This window comes from Agarivorans sp. JK6 (assembly GCF_045277145.1).
In the GTDB taxonomy this organism is placed as follows: Bacteria; Pseudomonadota; Gammaproteobacteria; order Enterobacterales; family Celerinatantimonadaceae; genus Agarivorans; species Agarivorans albus.
This window is the reverse complement of record NZ_CP113525.1, coordinates 4,297,860-4,319,963: the sequence shown is the minus strand read 5'-3', so window position 1 is coordinate 4,319,963 and position 22,104 is coordinate 4,297,860. Positions and strand designations below refer to the sequence as shown.

The 22,104-nt window shown below is 45.9% G+C and carries 14 protein-coding genes; 7 read left to right on the top strand and 7 right to left on the bottom strand.

Annotated features, from left to right (window positions below):
* Window positions 1–59 precede the first annotated feature (59 nt).
* Window positions 60–1,742, bottom strand: a complete 1,683-nt coding sequence (locus OV592_RS19855) for an FAD-dependent oxidoreductase (protein ID WP_406609757.1) — start codon at window positions 1,740–1,742, stop codon at window positions 60–62.
* Window positions 1,743–1,974: 232 nt separating this feature from the next.
* On the opposite strand from OV592_RS19855, the gene OV592_RS19850 reads away from it, so the two are divergent.
* The 3 genes from OV592_RS19850 to OV592_RS19840 are packed head-to-tail and all read left to right on the top strand — an operon-like array spanning window position 1,975 to window position 3,122.
* A complete protein-coding gene (locus OV592_RS19850) occupies window positions 1,975–2,271 on the top strand; it encodes a metalloregulator ArsR/SmtB family transcription factor (protein WP_016401955.1) in 297 nt (98 codons plus the stop codon).
* Window positions 2,272–2,290: 19 nt separating this feature from the next.
* Window positions 2,291–2,710 carry a YeeE/YedE family protein gene (locus OV592_RS19845; RefSeq protein WP_406609756.1) on the top strand — a complete coding sequence of 140 codons (420 nt, stop codon included), beginning with the start codon at window positions 2,291–2,293 and terminating at the stop codon, window positions 2,708–2,710.
* Complete coding sequence (locus tag OV592_RS19840; protein ID WP_221075115.1) at window positions 2,703–3,122, top strand: DUF6691 family protein; 420 nt, start codon at window positions 2,703–2,705, stop codon at window positions 3,120–3,122. Before OV592_RS19845 ends, OV592_RS19840 begins: the two co-directional genes overlap by 8 nt.
* Window positions 3,123–3,179: 57 nt before the next feature.
* Here OV592_RS19840 and OV592_RS19835 read toward each other — a convergent pair whose 3' ends face one another.
* The gene (locus OV592_RS19835) at window positions 3,180–4,370 is read right to left on the bottom strand and encodes an ROK family transcriptional regulator (RefSeq protein WP_338622445.1); all 1,191 of its coding nucleotides are present in this window, start codon (window positions 4,368–4,370) and stop codon (window positions 3,180–3,182) included.
* A gap of 531 nt (window positions 4,371–4,901) precedes the next feature.
* On the opposite strand from OV592_RS19835, the gene OV592_RS19830 reads away from it, so the two are divergent.
* Entirely contained in the window at window positions 4,902–5,588 is a 687-nt protein-coding gene (locus OV592_RS19830; protein ID WP_406609755.1) for a substrate-binding periplasmic protein, read from the top strand.
* Between the two features lie 85 nt (window positions 5,589–5,673).
* On the opposite strand, the gene OV592_RS19825 is transcribed toward OV592_RS19830, so the two are convergent.
* The 4 genes from OV592_RS19825 to rep form a co-directional block, all read right to left on the bottom strand.
* Window positions 5,674–8,745, bottom strand: coding sequence for an alpha-amylase family glycosyl hydrolase (locus tag OV592_RS19825; RefSeq protein WP_406609754.1), 3,072 nt, complete (start codon window positions 8,743–8,745; stop codon window positions 5,674–5,676).
* 75 nt (window positions 8,746–8,820) lie between these two features.
* Entirely contained in the window at window positions 8,821–11,826 is a 3,006-nt protein-coding gene (locus OV592_RS19820) for an alpha-amylase family glycosyl hydrolase (protein WP_406609753.1), read from the bottom strand.
* Window positions 11,827–12,101: 275 nt separating this feature from the next.
* Window positions 12,102–13,202, bottom strand: a complete 1,101-nt coding sequence (locus OV592_RS19815; RefSeq protein WP_406609752.1) for a phosphotransferase — start codon at window positions 13,200–13,202, stop codon at window positions 12,102–12,104.
* A 196-nt stretch (window positions 13,203–13,398) separates the two neighbouring features.
* Window positions 13,399–15,426 (bottom strand): DNA helicase Rep, encoded by a 2,028-nt coding sequence (gene rep, locus OV592_RS19810; protein WP_406609751.1) that lies wholly within the window; start codon window positions 15,424–15,426, stop codon window positions 13,399–13,401.
* 179 nt (window positions 15,427–15,605) lie between these two features.
* Here rep and OV592_RS19805 point away from each other — a divergent pair, with 179 nt between their 5' ends.
* The 3 genes from OV592_RS19805 to OV592_RS19795 are packed head-to-tail and all read left to right on the top strand — an operon-like array spanning window position 15,606 to window position 20,392.
* Window positions 15,606–16,172 (top strand): TetR/AcrR family transcriptional regulator, encoded by a 567-nt coding sequence (locus OV592_RS19805; RefSeq protein WP_194164145.1) that lies wholly within the window; start codon window positions 15,606–15,608, stop codon window positions 16,170–16,172.
* A gap of 15 nt (window positions 16,173–16,187) precedes the next feature.
* Window positions 16,188–17,309, top strand: coding sequence for an efflux RND transporter periplasmic adaptor subunit (locus tag OV592_RS19800; RefSeq protein ID WP_016401945.1), 1,122 nt, complete (start codon window positions 16,188–16,190; stop codon window positions 17,307–17,309).
* Between the two features lie 11 nt (window positions 17,310–17,320).
* On the top strand, window positions 17,321–20,392 hold the full coding sequence (locus OV592_RS19795; RefSeq protein WP_406609750.1) for an efflux RND transporter permease subunit: 3,072 nt from the start codon (window positions 17,321–17,323) through the stop codon (window positions 20,390–20,392).
* A gap of 69 nt (window positions 20,393–20,461) precedes the next feature.
* Here the strand turns inward: OV592_RS19795 and OV592_RS19790 are convergent, their stop codons facing one another.
* Window positions 20,462–22,096 carry a methyl-accepting chemotaxis protein gene (locus OV592_RS19790; protein ID WP_406609749.1) on the bottom strand — a complete coding sequence of 545 codons (1,635 nt, stop codon included), beginning with the start codon at window positions 22,094–22,096 and terminating at the stop codon, window positions 20,462–20,464.
* Window positions 22,097–22,104 lie beyond the last annotated feature (8 nt).

The following is a 22,104-nucleotide window of genomic DNA, read 5'->3' as shown; positions in this document are numbered from 1 at the left end:
ATGCGTCTCAGCTTTTTGCCCGGTTTACACCGGGCTTTTTTGTACCTGCTGACTCGGTTTTATGCCTTGGCGGCTAACCAGGTTTTATAGCCACCAGTAAGGTTCTTAGCTTTAAAACCGTGATTAACCAATTGGCGATAAGCAACGTTGCCGCGCAACCCTACCATGCAATACACCAAGATCTCTTTATCTTTAGGCAGCTCGTTAATACGCTCTCTAAGTTGATCTACTGGAATATTAACCGCACCAGGAATCGCTCCTAGCTTTTCTAACTCTCCAGGATTTCGTACATCAAGCACTAGCTGCTCTGCGCTCGGTTGGTTGATCTCGTCGCTGTGGCAAAGGCGAGTATCACCTTGAATGCTGTTGGCGGCGACAAACCCAGCTTGATTGACGACATCTTTGGCACTGCCAAACGGAGGAGCATAAGTGAGCTCTAAATCTTGCAAGTCAAATACTGTTAGACCGGCGCGCTGGGCCACTGCGATTACGTCGATGCGTTTATCTACGCCATCTTTACCCACTGCTTGTGCTCCCAAAATTGCACCACTAGTTGGATTGAATAGTAGCTTTAAATTGATGGGATGCGCGCCAGGGTAGTAGCCCGCGTGACTGGCTGCGTGTACATACACTTTTTCATAAGCTAAGCCTTTGCGCTGTAAGGTTTTCTCATTAAGGCCTGTAGATGCCACGGCTAAATCAAAGATTTTGCAAATAGCGGTACCTTGGCTGCGTTTATAATGCTCGCCTGCGCCAAAAATGTTGTTAGCCACCATGCGGCCTTGGCGGTTAGCCGGGCCTGCTAAAGGAATAAGTGCCGCATCACCAGTAACAAATTCTGGATCTTCAATGGCATCACCCACTGCGTAGATGTCGGGATCAGAGGTCTGCAGTTGGCTGTTTACCTGTATTCCACCTAGTTCGCCGATGTTCAAGTTAGCTTGGCGGGCTAAGCTGGTTTCTGGTTTTACACCAATGGCCATAATCAGCAATTCTGTTTCTAGTAGGTCGCCATTGCTCAAACGCAGTTCTAAACCTTGTTCGTCAACACTGGCTAGCTCATCGGCGGCTTGTTGTTGGCTTGGAAACACGGCTTCTAACGCTACGCCAAGGCGCAAATCTACTCCATGGTGTTGCATTTCTTGGTGAAGAGGCGCAGCCATTTCGCTGTCTACTGGCGCCATCACTTGTTGTGATAACTCAACCAAACTGGTGTTAATGCCACGTTGAATAAGGGCTTCGGCCATTTCGATACCAATGAATCCACCGCCAACTACCGTGGCATGTTTTGGCTGATTATGCTCAATGCTGGCTATGATTTTGTCCATATCAGGTATGTTACGCAGCGAGAAAGTGCGTGAGTTTTGAATACCAGGAATTGGCGGAACGATGGGTGACGCGCCTGGGCTTAATACCAATTTGTCGTAACTTTCTTGGTAGTTTTCTTGGGTATTTAAATTGCGAATAGTGAGGGTTTTGTCTTGGCGGTTAATGCTTACCACTTCGTTCATTACTCGTACATCTACATTAAATCGTGCTTTAAAGCTCTCTGGAGTTTGCAGTAACAAAGCATCACGTTGCTCAATGTCGCCGCCAATATGGTAGGGCAAACCGCAGTTAGCAAAAGAGATGTAGGGACCTCTTTCAAACATAATGATTTCTGCGTCTTCACTTAAACGTCTTGCACGTGCTGCAGCCGAGGCACCGCCTGCTACTCCGCCTATGATCAAAATCTTTGTCATGTTTGTCTCCAGTATTAAAAACTCTTTTCTGTTAGAGAATGAGCAAAAGCTTAATCAAGTTCTGTCACTAAACTATTGATGTGGATCGTTAGTGACAGATTTGCTCATTAGTCATTGGCTTTTAATCTATATTAGATAAATCTAAATTGCAATTATCTAATTAAGATTTATTTAAATTAGATTTGACTAATTTAATAGTGCTCGTATAATTCAGCCTATCGAGGAGGTGTGTATGCAAAGTCATGAAGTGTTGCATGAGCAAGCTAGTGTGGTTAGCGACTATCTCAAAACCATTGCTCATCCAGATCGTTTAGTTGTGTTGTGTTTATTGTGCGATGGGGAAATGAGTGTAGGGGAGCTATTGGCTCACAGTAACAAGAGTCAATCTGCTTTTTCTCAGCACTTAAAAGTGCTGCGAGAACAAGGCTTGGTAGCGGTGCGTAAACAGGCACAAACGGTGTTTTATTCCTTGGCTGACACTCGAGTGAAAAGCTTGTTAGCTAGTTTGCAGCAGCAATTTTGTAATTGATTAAATAGTGGAGAAATTAATGACCGAATTTAGCCCTGGGAGCGCCTTAGTTGGCGGAATGTTGTTAGGCCTGTCGGTATCATTACTAATGCTGCTTAGTGGCCGTACAGGTGGTATTAGCGGCATATTAGGCGGGATTTTGGGTGCATCAAAGAGTGAATGGCCATGGCGAGTCGCGTTTATTGCTGCGATGGCCGCGAGTTTATTGTTTAACCCCTTACTGGGTTTAAGCGAAGCTGCTTTACCCAACTATTCATTAACTTGGCTGCTGGCTGGTGGTTTTGCGGTTGGTGTGGGTACCCAGCTAGCAAATGGCTGTACCAGTGGTCACGGCATTTGCGGGATTGGCCGTTTTTCGCTGCGCTCTATCGTTGCCACGATGGTATTTATGCTTAGCGCTGCGGCTGTGGTTTGGTTAGCAGGAGGTGCTTATGTTTAAAGTAGTGGTTGGCTTAATCACCGGTTTATTATTTGGTTTGGGCATGAATGTGTCGCAAATGGTTAACCCTTATAAAGTGCTTAACTTCTTAGATGTAAGCGGTAATTGGGATGCTAGCTTGGCCTTTGTTATAGGTGGTGCCTTATTGGTATTTGTACCTTTTTATCATTTTCTGATTAAACCAAGAAGCCATGCGGTAAACGGCGAGCCTATACAATGCTCTACGCTTAAAACGATTAGCCCTAAACTGATCATTGGCTCGATTATCTTTGGCATTGGTTGGGGAATGGTTGGCATTTGTCCTGGGCCTGCGGTGGCCAGTTTGCTGCGTGGAGAAGCTGCTATTTATTGGTTTTTGTTGAGCATGTTATTGGGGCATTACTTAAGCAAACGTCTATTCTCTCGCGCTTAAACTAAGAGCCACTAAAACTAAAAGGGAGCCTAATGCTCCCTTTTTATTGGATGTTTCTTAGTCGGTATGTTGCTGCATGATGGTTATCATGCCAAGGCCCGCCATATCTTCGTCCCAATTGTGTTTTTCCACCACGTTTTCAGCTTGGTGGTAAGGCAACAAGTTGTCGTTTAAGGTGCGCAGCATCGACTCTTTCATGTGTTCGTATGCGCGAATTCCCGGACCAGATATAACAATTTTTTGTGGGTTAAATAGTGCCATTATGTTGGCCAAACCCATGCCTAGCACGGTACCCGCTTGGGAGAAAATCTGCGCCATTGCTGGATTGTCTTGCTCGGTCAGTTGGTTTAAGTCGAGCATTTGTTTTTCTGAAGGGTGCAGCATGTCGGTAGGTGGCAAGTTGTAAATGGCACTGGCGTCGCGGTAAATGGCGTAATCACCCACATAGGCCTCGATACAACCTCGACCACCACAACGGCATTGCGGGCCATTTAAACTAAATTTGGTATGACCAAATTCGGTAGTGGCTGCACTGGCATCTTGATAAAGCTCGCCGTTAACAATCAAACCCATGCCAACCCCATAGCCGAGTTGGATAGCAACTAGATTATCCAGTTTGCTGTATTTAGGCAGTTGAGTTAAGGCAACGGCGAGGCAATTAGCGTCGTTGGCAATAAACACTGGTAGCTGACTTTTTAGCTGCAGTTGCTCAACCAGTTCTAGTTGCTTACCTTTGATGGCTGGGCTCCACAATATGCCCTTACCTTGTGTTTCTATAACCCCTTGCACTGCTAAGCCAAGGCCGCGCAGTTTACTGCGTTTAACCTCATAATGCTGAATAAACTCTTCGATGGCTTTAGACAAGGCGTCAACCAACTGTTCTTGGTTTAGCGTGACCGTTAACATTGCTTGAGTCGCTTGCGCAACGATGGTGCCAGAGGTATCTCCCAGCATAAAGCGCACTTCGTTAATCGATAGCTTTATGGCTAGATAGAAGGCCGCTTGATTATTAAGTTGTAGTTTTACTTTTGGCCTACCGCGTCCACCACTGGGATCTAACACTACATTCTGCTCAATAATTAAGCCTTGTTGAACCAGCTCAGAGGTGATTGAAGTGATGGTTGCGGGACTTAATTTGGTGTGGTCGCCAATTTCTACACGTGCCAGTTCACCATGGAGGCGCAGAGTTTGAATAATGTCTCGGCGATTGGCACTTCTAATTAGTTCGGTATCGGTGATTTTTTTCATACTGAATCGGCTAAGTAACTACTTCCATTTCAAAAATACGCGTTTTAAAGGGAATAAGAATCTCTTTCTTGGTGATTTGTTATTTCTGTCACGCTTATCTAAATTCCTTGTCAAAGGCTGAGTTAAGCGTCTCAAAGATAATAATGACAATATTGTAATTAACGCGGTGCTTCAAGCAAAAAAATCCCGCCATAAAGGCGGGTCTTGGTAATTCATCCAGAAAGGAAAGGAAAATGCTACTAGTAATGCATTGACACATTACTAGGCCTGAAGAGAACGGCGTTCACTTCTACCTTGAACATATCAGCCCTACAGCTCACATTTGCTGAAAAAATGTTCAAGATGCTTAAAGCTTATTCGTTAAATTTGTTATAAGAAATTATGAAACTTGGTTGTTCTATTAACAGATTTTTTAAGCGTGCCTGCGGTCACGTTCTGAAAAAAAGCCCTTGAGCTTAAAAAAAAGCCATAGGTGCTTACTTAAACGACTAATATTTAAGAGCTACCAACTGGATTTTGAAGGATGATTGTTTGGTTAAATGCATAAGATGGTGTTGCTTAGGATTGTTGTTAGCTGGCTCTGCGCTAAGCCAAGCGGATACCCTGCGTTTGGCTACTCATCACTTGCCTCCCTATCAAGTGGTGAATGGTGATGCTTTAAGTGGCTCAACGATTGATGTGATGCAATGCAGTTTAATTGAATTGGGGCAGCCTTATCAGGTTGACGTTAGGCCGATTAATCGTGCGTTTAAGGAGCTGCAGGCGGGATTATTTGATGGTGTTTTTGTGTTAAACCGTACCGCAGAAAGAGACCAGCTTGCCATTGCCAGTGAGCCATTGATTGTTACTTATCGCAGTCTTTTTAGTGTGCAAAAGATTGATACCGAAGTGCACAGCCCTGAAATGAAAGGGCTGAAAATAGGTGTATTGCATGGCTCGGCGATGCACCGTTGGTTATCCAAGCACGAATACCCCAATATACATACCCGCTATGACTACCATATTTTATTTGAATTATTGCAGTTAGAACGTATCGACGCGATAGTGGCGCCCCACGAAATTTATGCACATGAACAAAGCCACGGGCATGTAACTCGTAACATTGAAACTCGCCACCTAAGCCAAGCTAATCTATCGAGTTATTTCTCTGCCGAATGGCTAGAACAGCGGCCGGATTTTTTACAACGATTCAACGCTGCTTTAGATGTTTGTAGGTAGTTTGACTCGTTGTTTTACAAATAGTGTTGTAAGTAAAAAGCCCAAGTGAATCACTTGGGCTTTGAGTTATAAGGGCTAGTGTTATTTATTTAGCTTGAGTAAACATGGTAACTGCGGTGCCTTCTACCACGGTGCTACCAGATACGTTGCCAGCATTAACGGCTCCATTGGCATCGGCTACCTTAGTCCAGCTGCCTGCAGGTAAACTTACCGTTTGGTTATTACCACTGTTATATACAATAAACAGGTTATGGCTGTCGCTAGGATCGGTGATGTGGCCTGTTATCACCTGTCCACCAAATTGGTCCGGGCGGCTAACATTTAAGTACTGTGCAACTTCTTGGCTGGTATTCATGCGCAAGCCCGCATGTTTACGGCGCAACTCAATAAGTTGTTTAAAGTAGTTAAAGGTAGCGATGTTATCTGCTTTGTTGGACCAACGAATTGCATTGAAACTATCTGGTGCGTTGTAGGTATTATGCGTACCTCCATGAGCGCCATAGTTCCAAGCTGATGGGTTACTAATTTGCTGGTTATTGGTTTTGGTGCGCAGGAACTCGTCACCGGCATGTACAAAAGGTATGCCCTGGCTGGTAAGTATCATGCCCATGCCAAAATTAACCACTCGTTTAGGGTAGGTTAAATCGCTAGGTGGATTAAAGCTAATCACCTGATGCGAACTATTTTGCTGCACATTGCTTGAAGTACTTAAATACACCTTATCCCAAAGGCCAAAGTTATCGTGGGCCGAAATGTAATTGATGCTTTGCTCTGGGTCGGCCGCGTAATTGCGGAACCAGGTGCTGTTACGACCATCATTTGGGTTGTAGGGCGAACCTTGAAAGCCATCGTAAATCGCCCAGCCAGATTCAGCAGCATCTACATTATTAAACATGTAACCAGTGCGAGTATCGTCATTTGAACCTTTTAATGATTCGCGGAAAGCGCCATTAAATACCCCAATGTTTTCATCGGCTAAGTGGTGAGTGGTACCGTAACGAACTCGCTGACCTTCTAGAGGATCTGTTGCGTAACCGTTCCAAGGTTCTCCATAAATCAATAGCTTACGGTCTGCAAAGGTATCGTTTAAGTGGCGACCCCATTTTTCAACTTCTTGATAAGAGAAAATACCAATTAAGTCGAAGCGGAAACCATCGATGCCGTATTCGTCTACCCAATACTCTAAGGAGTCTTGGATCATGCGGCTTACCATTGGCACATCAGCATTAATCGAGTTGCCAGTGCCAGATAAGTCGCTGGCGGTATAGTATTGGCCAGAAATATTCTCAAACATTTCATCATCAAAGGTGTGGTTGTATACCACATCCATAATGACTCGAATCCCAGCTTTGTGGAACTCGTTCACCATGGTTTTGAACTCACGCGCTCGTTCTTCATAGTTAGTTGGAACGGCTGAGTAGCGATCTTCTGGAATGTTAAAGTTGCGAGGGTCATAACCCCAGTTGTAACAAGGGTCGCTGTCTGGCAGCCCATCACAGGTGGCAAAGTCGTACACTGGCAATAGCTGTACGTGGGTAACACCTAGCTCTTTTAAGTGGTCAATACCGGTTTTTACACCATTAATTGTGGTGCCCGTTTCAACCATGCCTAAGAACTTGCCGTTGTTGCCAGCGCTTACACCCGAGCTTGGGTCGATAGTAAAGTCACGAACATGCACTTCGTAAATTACGGCATCTTCACGCTCAACTAAGCTTGGGCGTGCTGCCCAACCGCCAACTGGCTCGGTGCGCGACATGTCCATCACAATGTTAATGGCTTCGTAATCGCCAGTACCAGGTTGTGACATCTTCCCATATGGGTCGCGAACCTGAACGCCATTGATAAGGAAGGTATAAGGTTTTAAGTGCAAGTCGCCTGCTACGGTTACTTGGTAAACTTGGCTGTAACCGGCGAAGTCAGGCACTGCTTGTAGCGTGTGCTCAACCCCATCAACCACCACTTTTACATTGCTATGCTCTGGCGACCATATTGAAAAGGTGGTGCTTTCTGCGGAGTAAACCGCACCTAAGGTTTCACTGTTGCTACCACAGTTAGGCTCGCAGCCTTGTTTAACGGTGCTTACTGCTTTGGTGGTGGCGTTGAAACAGATTTGGTAAGTAGAGTTAGCGTCTACTAATACGTCTGCGCTTGGGTAGTTTTCAGTCCAATCGCCAAAATGATCAATTTTGAAACGCGGATTGTTGCTGCCAAAGCTTTGCGTGGTGCAGTAGTTATTACCGTCGCTGCTGGTCATTAGGGTGGTTTGCCAGCCATTGGGGGTTCCACGGAAGTACCATGTGTCGGCCGGTGCATCGCTAATGGTGTAGTCAAAGGTGCTTAAGGCAGAGTTGCCGCTGGCATCTATGGCGAATACCTTCAAGCTTAAATCTACCCCATCGCTTACTACGTCACTGGCGGTAAAGCTGGCATCGTTACAGGGGCTGGAAGCCGCTGTTGGTGTAGAGCCGTCGGTGGTGCAGTAAATCAACGGTGAGCTGTCTTGATTATCACTCACACTCAAACTGATTTGCTGAGTTTCGGTGTAAGAGCCGGCTGCTGGGTTAGCAGTAACCACCGGTGCTTGAGTATCAGTTACGTCGTCTGGCGTTACCGTAATCGCCTTTGAGCTAGCGTTAAAGCAAATTTGGTAGCTGGCATTGCCGGTAACGGTGTAATCTGCGCTTGGATAAGCTTCGTTCCAGTCACCGTAGTGGTCGATTTTGAAGCGAGGATCGTCGTTGGCAAAACTCTGAGTAGTACAGAAATTGACGTTATCAGTGCTGGTCATTTCTGTTGTTGCCCAGCCATTAGAAGTGCCGCGGTAGAACCAGCTATCTTTTGGTGGCTCTACATCTCCGCAAGTGGCCACTTCTGTGGTGGTGATGTTTTTGCTGTCGCTAAAGAAGCGAATTTCGTAGTTTTTATTGGCGTCTACCCGAACATCTGCGCTTGGGTAAGCTTCGTTCCAGTCGCCAAAGCGATCAATTTTAAAGCGTGGGTCGTTGGCACCAAAGCTTTGACAAGTTCGGTATTCACTGCCCGAAACAAGTTCTAAAGCGCTAGTTGCCCAGCCGTTGCTGGTGCCTCGATAAAACCAATCAGCTTGAGCGGCAGAGCTTGCTGCCAATAAGCTGATGACTAATGCTGTCTTTTTCATGATATTAACCGTTCCATAGTTAATCCACCCAGCCATTCCGCACAGAGCAAAATGGCTAGGTGGGAATATTGAGATTTATAGTTTGTCTAAAATCACAAAGCTGTTTGCTGGCACCGTTACTGAATGGCTGCCGCCGCTCACAGTAATGGTTTGCTCGTTGTAGCTGGCGGCGTCGGTATTTGGCGTAATTAAACGATAGCTACCATTAGCCATGTTATTAAAGGTGTAGCTAAAGCCACTGCCTTTAGTGAGAGCTACGTAAGCTACAGCTGCCCCGTTATCACGAGCAAATGCTGCATGATCACCATCTAGCAAAAGGTCAATTTGCTGACCTTTTTGAATGGCTTCAGAGGAGCTGCGCAGGCTATTTAGCATTTTTAAGTGCTTATAGAGCGTTGGTTGGTTGGTTTTGGCGTAGTTAATGCCTTCTGAGCCTAGCATCCAACGTGCAACTACATCATCTTTTTCGGTAGTAGTAATGTAGTGTGGCCAGCTTGAATACAGCACCTCGGTGCCGTAGAACACCACTGGCAGACCACGGAACAAGTAGATAAAGTTTAAGTTATTGAGGTACTGCGTTTCACTCAATACACCGTTAGCTCGGGTAACATCGTGGTTATCAACAAAGGTAGCTAGATAGGTTGGGTCGTAAATGCCAGAGGCATCGCCATCGGCACCGGCAATACGGGCGTAGCCATTGCCGTCGTCAAACCCGGCTTCCCCTCTAAAGGCTTTGCCCATCCAACCAGGGAAGTCCATGGAAGAACCATGTAAGTCCAACATGTGGAATTTTTTGCCTTGGCCATTGTAGATTAGATCAACCGCCGACTTGCGATCACCTGTCCACGCTTCGCCTGCCATGTAGAAGTTGTCGTTGCCTAAACTACGAGCATGAGCATCCATTTCTAGGGTGAATCGTTCCCAGAAATCAGCAGTCATGTACGATACCGTATCAATACGGAAAGCATCTACGCCATGGTCGATAAAGCGCTTATACACATTGATTAGATGTTTAGTTGCGTTTTGGTCATCGTCACCATGTTCGTTAAAATCGAGCAAGTCGATCAACCAGGTATTGCCAGTACTGGCGTAGCTAAAGAAGCCATTTTTAGCGCCATCCATGTAAGGGTCATTGGTTTCCCAATTCCAGGTTTGGCCATCCATTTTAATCTCTAGCGCTCGGTCGGCCCATTTACTCTTCGAGCCCACTACCGATTGACCCGGTTGACCGTGGTTTACCACGATGTCGAGCATGATCTTCATGCCGCGTGAATGCAATGCATCCACTAAGGCGTCAAAACCTGCCCAGCCATCATTGTCTTTACCTAAAGAGTGTAGGTGCGGATCGATTTTGTCGAAGTCGTAACCCCAGTAACCGTGGAAGGCCGAAGCCTCGTAGTCGTCGTTGGCGTTAAAGCGGCGGCCTTCAGGCTGTTTAACCACTGGGGTTATCCAAATGGCGGTAAAGCCCATGTCTTGGATGTAATCGAGATTATCGATAATGCCTTGGAAATCACCACCATGGTAGTAAGACAAAGGACCGGTTTTGCTGGTATTAGTGTTGTACTTATCAGCTTCACCGTTTGGTAAGTACTCGTCACCCCAAATGTTGTTGTTGCTCGTATCACCATCTGCAAAACGGTCGGTCATGATGAAGTAAACATTTTCTTCACGGAAGTCGCCGCTACTGGTGATGTTAGGGTCGATGGTGTAGTTAAAAGTGGTTACGCCTTGATTACCACTGGCATCTACAGCCAATACTTTTAATACCAAATCAATCCCATCAACTAGGATATCTTCAGCGGTAAAGCTCTGTTGGTTGCATTGACCGAGTGTGGTAGTGGGTATGCTGCCGTCGGTGGTGCAATAAAGCTTAGGCGCTGGATCTTGGTTGTCGCTAACACTTAAGCTAATTTGTTGCGCGGTGGCGTAACGGCCGCCTGATGGAGAGGCGCTAACCACAGGGGCTTTGGTGTCTTCACCTTCAATCTCTGTTGTGGTGATTTGTTTGCTGCTGGCATCAAAACAAATATCGTAGGTGGTATCTGGATTAACCGTTACATCAGCGCTTGGATAATTTTCTGTCCAATCGCCAAAGTGATCCACTTTAAAGCGCGGGTTATTGCTGCCAAAACTTTGAGTGGTGCAATAGTTATTGCCATCGCTGGTGGTCATTGCAGTGGTTTGCCAACCATTAGGTGTGCCGCGGAAGTACCAAGTATCTGCTGGGGCGTCGCTAATGGTGTAATCAAAACTACTCACTGCGGAGTTACCGCTTTCATCAACCGCAAGTACTTTTAGGCTTAAATCAACGCCGCTGGCCACAACATCGCTAGCAGTAAAGCTTGCATTGTTACATAGCGGTGAAGCTTGAGTAGGTATTGAGCCATCGGTAGTGCAGTAGATATTGGGTGCGCTGTCTTGATTATCGCTAACAGTTAAGCTTATTTGCTGAGCTTGGGTGTAAGAACCCGCTGCAGGATTAGCGCTTACTGTAGGAGCTTGAGTATCTTCTGTGGTGGTTGGCGTTGCAGTAATTTGTTTTGAATCGGCGTTAAAACAAATCTGGTAGCTAGCATTGCCAGTTACTATGAAGTCTGCTGTTGGGTAAGCTTCGTTCCAATCGCCATAATGGTCGATTTTGAAACGTGGGTTATCGTTAGCAAAACTCTGGGTAGTACAAAAGTTTAGGTTATCGCTGCTGGTCATGGCTGTGGCAGCCCAACCATTGGAAGTACCGCGATAGAACCAGCTATCCTCTGGTGGCTCTATCTCTCCACAGCTTGCAACTTCTGTAGTGCTTATATTTTTGCTGTCGCTAAAAAAACTAATGTTATAGCTCTTGTTAGCATCAACCCGCACATCGGCGCTAGGGTAGGCTTCGTTCCAGTCGCCAAAGCGATCGATTTTAAAGCGTGGGTCATTGCTACCAAAACTTTGGCAAGTGGTGTATTCGGTTCCTGAAACTACCGCAAGGGGAGTGGATTGCCATTGGTTTGGCGTACCCCTAAAGTTCCATTCGGCTGCCACAGGCGCAGACAGCAACGTCGCCCCCGCGAGAGCGATTGTTAACTTGTTCATGGATCCTTTCCTTATACTGTTTTTCTTGCTGTATTTTTAACCACCCGGTTATGGCGAAAATTTTGTAAATTCGCTCAACGCTAGTGGTTTTTAATCATTGTTATAGTTGTTCGACCACAGCGCAGATCATTCTGCTGGCCATGGCTATAGCAATGTTAGAGAAAAAACATAAAGGAAGGATAAAAAATGTACAGAAATGTGAGCCTGTCATCACAAAGGCATCAAGATAAGTTGATGCCTTTGTAAATAAAGCTTAACGGTTTGAATTGTAGGATTTATTTCTGTTGGTACTGGGCCGCTAGTTGACGGTAATCTTGGTATTTTTTGATTAGGTCGACCTGCTCCAGCTCTGCGTTGTCAAACAACAGCGCGCCGTTGTTTTGAAGCTGTAAATAAACAGTGGCAGCCATGGTGATGACTTTATCGATGCGCTTTAAGGTCATTGGGGTGCAGCTCTTGCCGCTAATGTCGTCGGCAATGTCTAAACAGTGGGAGCGGAAGCTTTCAGCAATAAATAGATTTTTCAGTGAACGCTCGTTGTCTAACGCATATTCCCAGCGTTCAATAATTTCTGTTTGCCATTGAATAATTGCAGGCTGAGCGTAGTTTTGTTTTAGCCAAATGAGCTTTTGGGTATAAACATCTAATGCGGCTTCTTTTAGCTCACGATAAATCGCGAGTTGGTCGGCGGCGGTCATTACGTCTTGATAGCGCAGCAGGTAACCAAATACATTGCGCGTTTCTAAACGCTCTACTGCGTGAAAATCCGGTGCTGCTAAGCCATCACTATTAAAGTGCTCTAATGGATCGTAAGGATACATGTAACCAAAGTCGAACAAGTGGATTTGTCGGCCGTCGTAAATAATGTTTCCAGGAGATAAATCCCACTCCATTAAACCTGCTTGTTCTAGAGCAAATTGGGTGTCGAAGATCTGCCTAAAAATCTCACGACTAAAGCTACATAATGGTTTGCCTTCAATCCAAGGTGACAACATAAAACCAAGGCGATAGTTGGCATACAAGGTCGTTACGATGTATTGGTAGGCTTTAGCTGTGCTTGGTTTGTCTTTAAGCGCTTGAATATCTCGGCGGCGTTGTACTTCGTTGAGGAAAGAGGTTTCACCATCCACATTGTGCACTAAGGCTTGGGCGCGACGTTTCTTGAGGTTGTAATGGCGGCCATTAATACATAAATGATATACAACAGCAGTTAATCCACCTTCGAATACTTCTACTACGTAGGGAGAGTCTGCGTCTAGCGCAGCCAATTGTTCTGGCGGCAAGGGGCAGGCAGCGGCATCACCCACTATAATATTCTGCTCACCTTGTTGAAAATGCAGTTGAGCTTGTTGACGTTGTTCAACTAATGCATTCATCAGTACTCTCCATCCTTGATTACTTTTTTGTGAGTTTATTCTCATAAATCCTTGGAGTAAGGCGCTTTTATGGGATGAAAACCGTTTCGGTCACAAATATGTTGTGCCTTTAGAAGGTAATTAGCGCAGGATCACATTTAAGATCGTTGATCTTAAATATGACCAAATGATGTTAATTAACTGAGGATGGTGAAATTTAGCTGTTGTTTTTGTTGAGCGCGGCGCGCAACGCAGCAATGCCTTTATTGCCCTTTTCTTGGCGTTCTTCAGCGGTTTCCTTTTTACGGCGTTGTTCCCACACTAAATCGTTTTGTGGCAGTTCGTATAAAAAACGGCTTGGTTCTGGTTTGATTAGCTCGCCAAACTGGCGACGCTCTTTAGTTAAGGTGAAGGTGAGTTCGCGCTGGGCACGAGTAATCCCTACATAAGCAAGGCGACGTTCTTCTTCTACATTGTCTTCATCAATACTGCTTTGGTGCGGCAATAAACCTTCTTCCATGCCGATGAGGTAGACGTAAGGAAACTCCAAACCTTTTGAGGCATGCAAGGTCATTAATTGAACCTGATCGCTTTCTTCGTCTTCTTCGCCACGTTCCATCATGTCGCGTAAAATCAGCCGATTAACCACTTGTGGCAAGGTCATTGGCTCGTTGTCGTTATCGCCTTCGAGCATGCCACTTACCCAGCGAAATAGCTCTGAGACATTCTTCATGCGCATTTCTGCAGCTTTAGGGCTGGGGCTGGTTTCGTAAAGGAAGTCTTCGTAGTGAATATCGCGGATCATGTCGCGTACAGCTTGCTGAGCATCTCCTCGCTCAACACGCTCGGCCAATGCCAGTAACCAGTGACTAAACTCATTCACCGCATTAAGTGCTCGGGTGGGCAAAATGCTGGTCATGGCTAAGTGGGTAGTTGCTGCAAACAAGCTGATTTGTTGCTCGTTGGCGTAGGTACCCACTTTTTCTAAGGTAGTTGGGCCAATTTCGCGACGTGGCGTATTGATGATACGCAGCAAGGCGTTGTCGTCGTCTTGGTTCACCAATACCCGCAGGTAGGCCATGATGTCTTTGATTTCGGCACGGGCAAAAAACGAGGTACCGCCACTAATTTTATAGGGAACACGGTTGTTCATTAAGGTTTTTTCGAGCAGCCGAGACTGGTGATTGCCACGGTATAAAATGGCGTAATCTTGGTAATTGGCGTTATTCATAAAGCGGTGACCAATCAGCTCAGCTACTACCCGTTCAGATTCTTGTTCTTCGGTTTTCGCAAAGAGAATCTTAAGTGGTTCACCGTAGGCTAACTCGGAGAACAGCGATTTCTCGAAAATGTGCTCATTGTTTTCGATAAGAATGTTGGCGCACTTTAATATCCGCTGGGTTGAGCGATAGTTTTGCTCCAGCATGATCACTTCTAAAGCAGGGAAATCTTTTTGCAGCTGCATCAGGTTTTTAGGCTGCGCACCACGCCAAGAGTAAATGCTCTGGTCATCGTCACCAACCACGGTGAAGCAGGCGCGCTCCTGGGTAATTAATTTTACCAGCTGATACTGGCTGGTATTGGTATCTTGATACTCATCTACCAATAAATATTGAATGGTATCTTGCCAACGTTTACGTACTGCTGCGTCGTGCGTGAGCAATAGCGTAGGCATTAAAATTAGGTCATCAAAGTCTAGTGCGTTATAGGCGGTAAGCTGACGCTGATAGGCTTCGTACATGTGGGCAAACAATTGCTCTTGCTGGCTTTGGCCGGTTGCTCTTGCCACCGCTTGTGCCGGTAGCACCAGATCATTTTTCCAGTTAGAGATGCAGCTTAGTAGTTGCTTTAATAAGTCTTTGTCGCCTTCGAGTTGTTTTTCGGTGAGCTCTTTAAGCAAGGCCATTTGGTCTTGGTCATCAAATAACGAGAAGTTAGGTTTTAGCTTTAGGCTGCGGTATTCACGACGAATAATGTCTAAACCCAAGGTATGGAAGGTACATACCCGTAATCCCCGAGATTCTTTACGCCCCATGGTTTGGCCGACACGTTCTTTCATCTCGCGGGCGGCTTTGTTAGTGAAGGTTACCGCGGCAATGTTTTTTGCCTTATAGCCACAGTTTTGAATCAAATGAGCAATTTTGTTGGTAATAACCCGTGTTTTACCACTGCCTGCGCCTGCTAATACTAAGCAGGGGCCAGATACATAACTAACGGCTTTATCTTGTGCGGGATTTAACTTCACGGAGCTTTCCTTCTAAACGGGCCGTGCATTTTAGCCGATCAGAGAGGGCTGATCTACGCCGCTTTAACGCTTTCATATTCTTTAACAAAGGTAAGAATTCGTAAAATGAACAATTATTCATTGATTGTTTTTTGATGAGGAATATAATCGCGAAAAATACTGAACAAATGTTCATTTTTATGATTTCCGATAAACGCGTACGTATATTGATGGCAGCTGAGGCGCTGATTAACAAATCAGGGCTTGAGGCTGTGTCTATTCACCGCGTGGCCAAGCAGGCAAAAGTAGCGACCGGTACCATCTATTTGTATTTTAAAGATAAAGACGAGTTGATGGCGGAGCTTCATGAGCGTAATTTGCGTTTGTTTGCCGAGGCCTTTTTGGCAGATGTTAATACGGCACAGAGCTTACAAGAGTGCCACAGTCGTTTGTGGCTAAATGCACTACACTACCATCAAGAAAATGTGAATGTGCAACGCTTGTGGGTCCATTTAGAGACCTTGCCTAAGAATGCTCGTCACAAAGCGCTTATCCAGGAATTATTTAAACCGGTAAAACTTTTTTTTAGCCGTGGTGTCGAACAAGGCTGCTTTAAACCTTTACCAGGCGAAATGTTATACGCCTTGGCCTTTGGCCAAATACTCGAAATTTGTCGCTTTTCTCAACTTCGAGAAGCGAATTTTACAAAGCAAGACATGGATGCCGCGCTTTTAGCTAGCTGGGATGCTATTACCATACACCCTTAGTGATTGGAGTGGGAAATGAAAAAATGGATGGCAATCATGCTAGTCATAACAGTGATTCTGTTTGGTAGCGTGTTTGGTTTTTACCTATTCAAACAAAAGATGATTGCCGAATTTATGGCTAATCGTCCGGTGCCAGAAATGCCTGTGGAAGTTGCTACAGCTAATGCAGAAGACTGGCAGCCAGCAATTGAATCAATTGGATTTATTGAGCCCTACCAAGGTGTGAATATTAGTAGCTCAGTGGCTGGATTGGTGACTAAAATTCACTTTACTTCGGGTGACACCGTAAAAGCGGGTGAACTATTGGTGAGCCTAGAAGCTGACGTTGAAAAAGCTAACCTGGCTAGTGCTAAGGCCAAGCTTCCAGCGGTTAAGCGCCAAATGGAGCGCAATAAAACCTTGCTGGATCGTGGTTCGGTTTCGCAAACCCAGTTTGACGACTCGGAAGCTAACTACCTTGCTTTGGTCAGTGATATTGAAGCACTTAAAGCCACTATTGAGCGCCGTGATATTCGGGCTCCGTTTAACGGTGTAATGGGCATTCGCCAAATCAACCTTGGTCAATACTTGCAAGCGGGTGACGACATTGCTCGTTTAGAGAACCTCGATCATATGTTGCTGCGCTTTATTGTGCCGCAAAAAGACATATCGCTTATCAATGTTGGTACCGAGATTGAGCTTAACTCTGATGCTTATCCTGCGCAGTGGTTTAAAGGCAAAATCACTACCATTGAACCTACCGTTGACCCACAAAGTGGTGTAATTCAGGTACAGGCTACCATTCCAAATGCTGAAGGGCTTTTACGTTCTGGCATGTACGCTAGTGTTCGTATTTGGCAAGCGGTGCAGCCTAATCAAATTGTGGTGCCACAGCAGGCTATTTCGTTTTCCTTATACGGTGAATCTATTTACGTACTAGAAAGTGAAACCGCAGACGACGGCAGCGAAACCTTAATTGCTAAGCAACGTTCTGTAACAGTGGGTGAACGTCGCGGTGATGTTGCTGTGATCGATAAAGGCGTGAACGCTGGCGAGCAAGTAGTGGTTTCTGGTCAAGTGCGTTTACGTAACGGGGCTGTGGTTCGTATTGTTGAAGATAGCTTCGTACAACGCGACCAAAACTTGCCAAAAGATTAGGAGCGTAGGTCATGAGATTTACCGATATTTTTATTCGGCGACCGATATTAGCGCTGTCTTTAAGTTTGCTGCTGCTGATTATTGGTATTCAATCAGTATTTAAGCTGCAAATTCGCGAGTATCCAGAGCTAACCAACACGGTTATTACTGTGAGCACAGCTTATTATGGTGCGCCTGCAGAAGTTATTCAGGGTTTTATTACCCAGCCATTGCAGCAGTCGATTGCTGAGGCGGATAATTTAGATTTCTTGGAATCTAACTCTTCTATGGGCAGCAGTACCATTACTGCTTACATGAAAACAGGTGCCGACCCAGATGCCGCCTTGTCGGAAATTATGGCTAAGGTTAATGCGGTACGTGCGCGGTTACCCAGTGAAGCCTTAGACCCCAACATTTCGCGTTCAACCGGTTCTAGTACTTCGATTATGTACATCGCCTTTAGCAGTGATGAGCTAAAAGCGGCGCAAATTGTGGATTATGTAAACCGTAACGTGCAGCCGCAAATGGTTACGGTAACGGGCGTTGCCAAGGCCAATGTTTACGGGCCGCAGTTGTCGATGCGGGTATGGTTAGATCCAGTAAAACTGGCGAACCATAAGCTTACCGCTGCAGAAGTGGTTAACGCACTGCAAAACAACAACTTTAGGTCGGCACCGGGTCAAGCTAAAAGCCGTTTCTTCCTCTACAACGTAGAAGCTGATACCGATCTTAAAACCCGGGCCGAGTTTGAGCAGTTGATTGTTGCGCGCAGCGAGAGTGGCATTGTGCGCTTAAATGACGTGGCTGAGCTGGAGCTGGATGCAGCACGTGAAACCGTACGAGCGAAAGCCGATGCACAAACCGCGGTTGTGGTAGCCATTGACCCAACTCCTACTGCCAACCCGCTAACCGTTGCCAAGTTGATTACGGACATGCTACCCGACTTGGAAGCTAACCTTCCAGATAGCATGGGCATGCAAGTACTTTATGATTCAACGGAATACATTGAATCGTCGATTAATGAAGTACTTACCACCATTGTGGAAGCCACCATTATTGTTGTGGTTGTGATTTTCTTGTTCATGGGTAACTTGCGCGCGGTGCTCATTCCAGTTATTGCGATTCCGCTATCACTGATTGGTGTGTGTTTGGCGATGCAAGCCCTAGGTTTCTCGCTAAACCTATTAACCTTGTTGGCGATGGTGCTGGCAATTGGTTTGGTGGTGGACGATGCCATTGTAGTGGTGGAAAACGTGGACCGGCATATTCGCCAAGGGATGAAACCCTTTGATGCTGCCATTGTTGGTACCCGCGAAATTGCCTTGCCGGTAATTTCGATGACCATTACCTTAGCAGCAGTGTACTCGCCGATCGCCATGGTCGAAGGTTTAACCGGCGTATTGTTTGCCGAGTTTGCCCTTACCCTTGCCGGTGCGGTTGTGGTATCGGGTTTTGTTGCCTTAACCTTATCGCCAGTGATGTGTTCGGTACTGCTTAAGCACAATCCTAATCCGGGTCGTTTTGAAGTAGGCGTTCATAAATTCTTAGATAGTTTAGATAGCGGCTACGACAAACTTGTTGGCGGGGTATTAAAGTACCGCCCGGTGGTGGTGATTTTCGCCATTATTGTGATGGGCTCTTTGTACCCGCTACTGAAGATTATTCCTACTGAACTTGCACCTGCCGAAGATAAAGGCGCTGCAATGATTATGGCGAACGGTCCGGCTGGGGCAAACATTGACTACATGGATCAATACACCACCGAAGTGGGTCGACGGGGCATGGCCTTAGACGATATTGCCAGCGCATTTACCTTAGCGGGTATACCCAGTGCGACCCAGGGTTTAGGTTTCTTGAACACCACATTGTGGGAAGATCGCACCATGAGCCAAGATGAGCTGGTTAAAGCTATTCAAGCCGAAACCGCCGACATCGCTGGTGTATCTGTCGCTTCGTTCCCGCTGCCGGTTTTACCCGGTGCCAGTGGTGGTTTCCCGGTGCAGTTTGTATTGCAAGGTACCGGTGATTACCGCACTTTGGTGAGCCTAGCGCAGGAGCTACAACAAGCTGCTATGCAAAGTGGTTACTTTGTATTTACCGACTTAGATACCAAGTTCCAAACGGCAACCCTAGACATTAAAGTTAACCGTGATAAAGCTGGTGCCTATGGGGTGAAAATGGCAGACATTGCCAGCACACTAGGCACTTTAATGGGCGATGGTTACATCAACCACATTAACTATGATGGTCGCTCATATGAGGTGATTCCTCAGGTTAAGCGGGAAGACCGATTAAGCCCTGAGGCTATTGGTCAGTTCTATGTGAAAACCGTTGATGGTAGCCCGGTTCCTTTGGTTAACTTAATTGAATGGGACTTAACCGGCCAGCCAAGTTCGCTATTGCAAATGAACCAAACCAACTCGGTCACCTTAAACGGTGCCTTAATGCCAGGCCAAACTATGGGTGATGCGCTTAAGTTCTTAGAGCAAAAATCTGCTGAGATTTTACCTAAGGGTTATGGCTTTGAGTACAAAGGTGAATCTCGTCAGTTTGTGCAAGAAGGTTCGGCCTTGTATGCCACCTTTGGTTTAGCCTTGGCGATTATCTTCTTGGTATTGGCTGCGCAGTTTGAAAGCATACGCGACCCAATTGTGATTATGGTATCGGTACCGCTAGCGATTTGTGGTGCCTTGCTGATGATGGGCTGGGGCTTAGCCTCACTCAATATTTATACCCAGATTGGTATGATCACCTTAGTCGGTTTGATTACCAAACACGGTATTTTGATGTGTGAAGTAGCTAAAGAGCGTCAAATCTTGAAAGGTGAAGATAAGATCACCGCGATTCGCCATGCTGCCCGAATTCGTTTGCGTGCAATTTTGATGACTACCATCTCTATGGTGGCGGGCTTGGTACCATTGCTACTCGCTGTTGGTCCTGGTGCTGCTGCACGCTTTGATATTGGTATGGTTATTTGTGCGGGTCTATCTATTGGTACGATATTTACATTGTTTGTATTACCAGTGATTTACTCTTACCTAGGCGCAAACCATAAACCTGTGCCAAGTGTTGATCACTTGGTGGGTGATACGGTAGCCGACTAAGCCAACATTGTAAGTAGTAAAAAGCCCAAGCAATTGCTTGGGCTTTTTTATAATCGCGATACAAATAGTTTAATAAACAAAGCGTTTTAATTGCTGATTAAAGTCATCGGCTAATTGATTAAGCTGAGCACTAATTTGATTAGACTCATCCACTTGCTGAGAGTTTTGCGCGGCAACATCGGCAATGCGCTCGATCAGTGACGCAATCTCGCCAGCAACAGTGGTTTGCTCTTTTGCGGCAGAGGCAATGTGTAAGTTCATTTCATTAATGCTGCCTATAGAGGTAACAATTTCTGATAGCAGGCTTTCTGCTGTTTCTACTTGTTCTACAACTTCGTCGGTTCGGCTTTGGCTTTGCTCCATGGCTGTCACTGCGTTGTTAGCACCACCTTGAATCTTCTCGAGAATGTTTTGAATTTCGCTAGTACTTTGTTGGGTTTTTTGCGCCAAGGTTCTTACTTCATCGGCTACCACGGCAAAGCCTCGGCCTTGTTCACCGGCACGTGCTGCCTCAATGGCTGCATTTAACGCCAGCAAGTTAGTTTGTTCGGCAATGCCTTTAATCACATCCAGTACTGCGCCAACATTATTGGTATCGGCGGCTAAATCTTTAACCACTTCTCCAGCATGGCTAATGTCAGCAACTTGAGTATTGATGCTGGTGATTACCTGCTTCATTGCTTCGGCGCCATTGTGTGCGGTTAAGTCGGTATTGTGGGTGGTATCGGCGGTATTGGCGGCATTTGTTGATACTTCGTTAGCCGAGTGCGACATCTCTTGAATAGCTGTGGCCACTAAATCAGAGCTTTCACGTTGTTGGTGAGTTCCTTTCGCGAGATCTTCTGACATGTTGTTTAACATGTTAGATGAGTTATGCAGTTGCTCACCCGATTGGCTTAAATCAGACACGGTACTGAGTAAGAACTGCTGTAATTTGCGGGTGGCATTGGCCAGCTTGCCTAACTCATCGCCACGCTCTAGCTGCACGGTAATATTGAGTTTGCCATTGGCTAGCACATCTATGTCTTCTACTAGAGAGTTAATGGGCGTAATGCATTGGCGCTCCATAAATAAGAAGCTAACAAGAATCACTAGTAGGCCACTAATACCAATGATGATGAAGCTGATATTGCTCACCTGGTGGGCGCGCACAGTGTTTAGTTCGACCTGCTCGGCGGTTATCGATTTAAGTTGGTCGCTAAGCTGCGCCATGGATTTAGAGGGGGCCCTATCAATGCCTTTTACCGCTTTATCGCCAACTTTAAAATCAAAGCCTGCTGCTTCATATTCGGCTTTGCCTTTAGCGTAGGCGGTGCCGAGTTGTTTATGTGAAGCTAAAAATTCTTCTGCAAGTTTTGCCAGTTCTGGGTAGTTGGCTTGCCTTAGCTCTGTGACCAGTTTGCCAACCTGTTGCTGAACTTCTTTTTGCTTATCTTGGAAGCGATCCCAATACTTTTTATTTTGCTCTGGGTCGTGACCACGCAGAAGCACGTTTTTCCATTCTTGGATCTGAGTTTTAAAGGCGATGTGGGACAGCAGAGCCACTTCTTCAAGATGTACTTCATTGTGGGTGAGTTTATCAAAGCTGTTTGCGGTTTCTCTTAGGTGCAGCGCAGTGTATATGGCTACCGCCATAAGCAGCACTAACGAAGCAACAAGAACCGACAGTATTTTGAAGCGTAGGCTGGTTTTATCCCAAGACATTTTTGCTC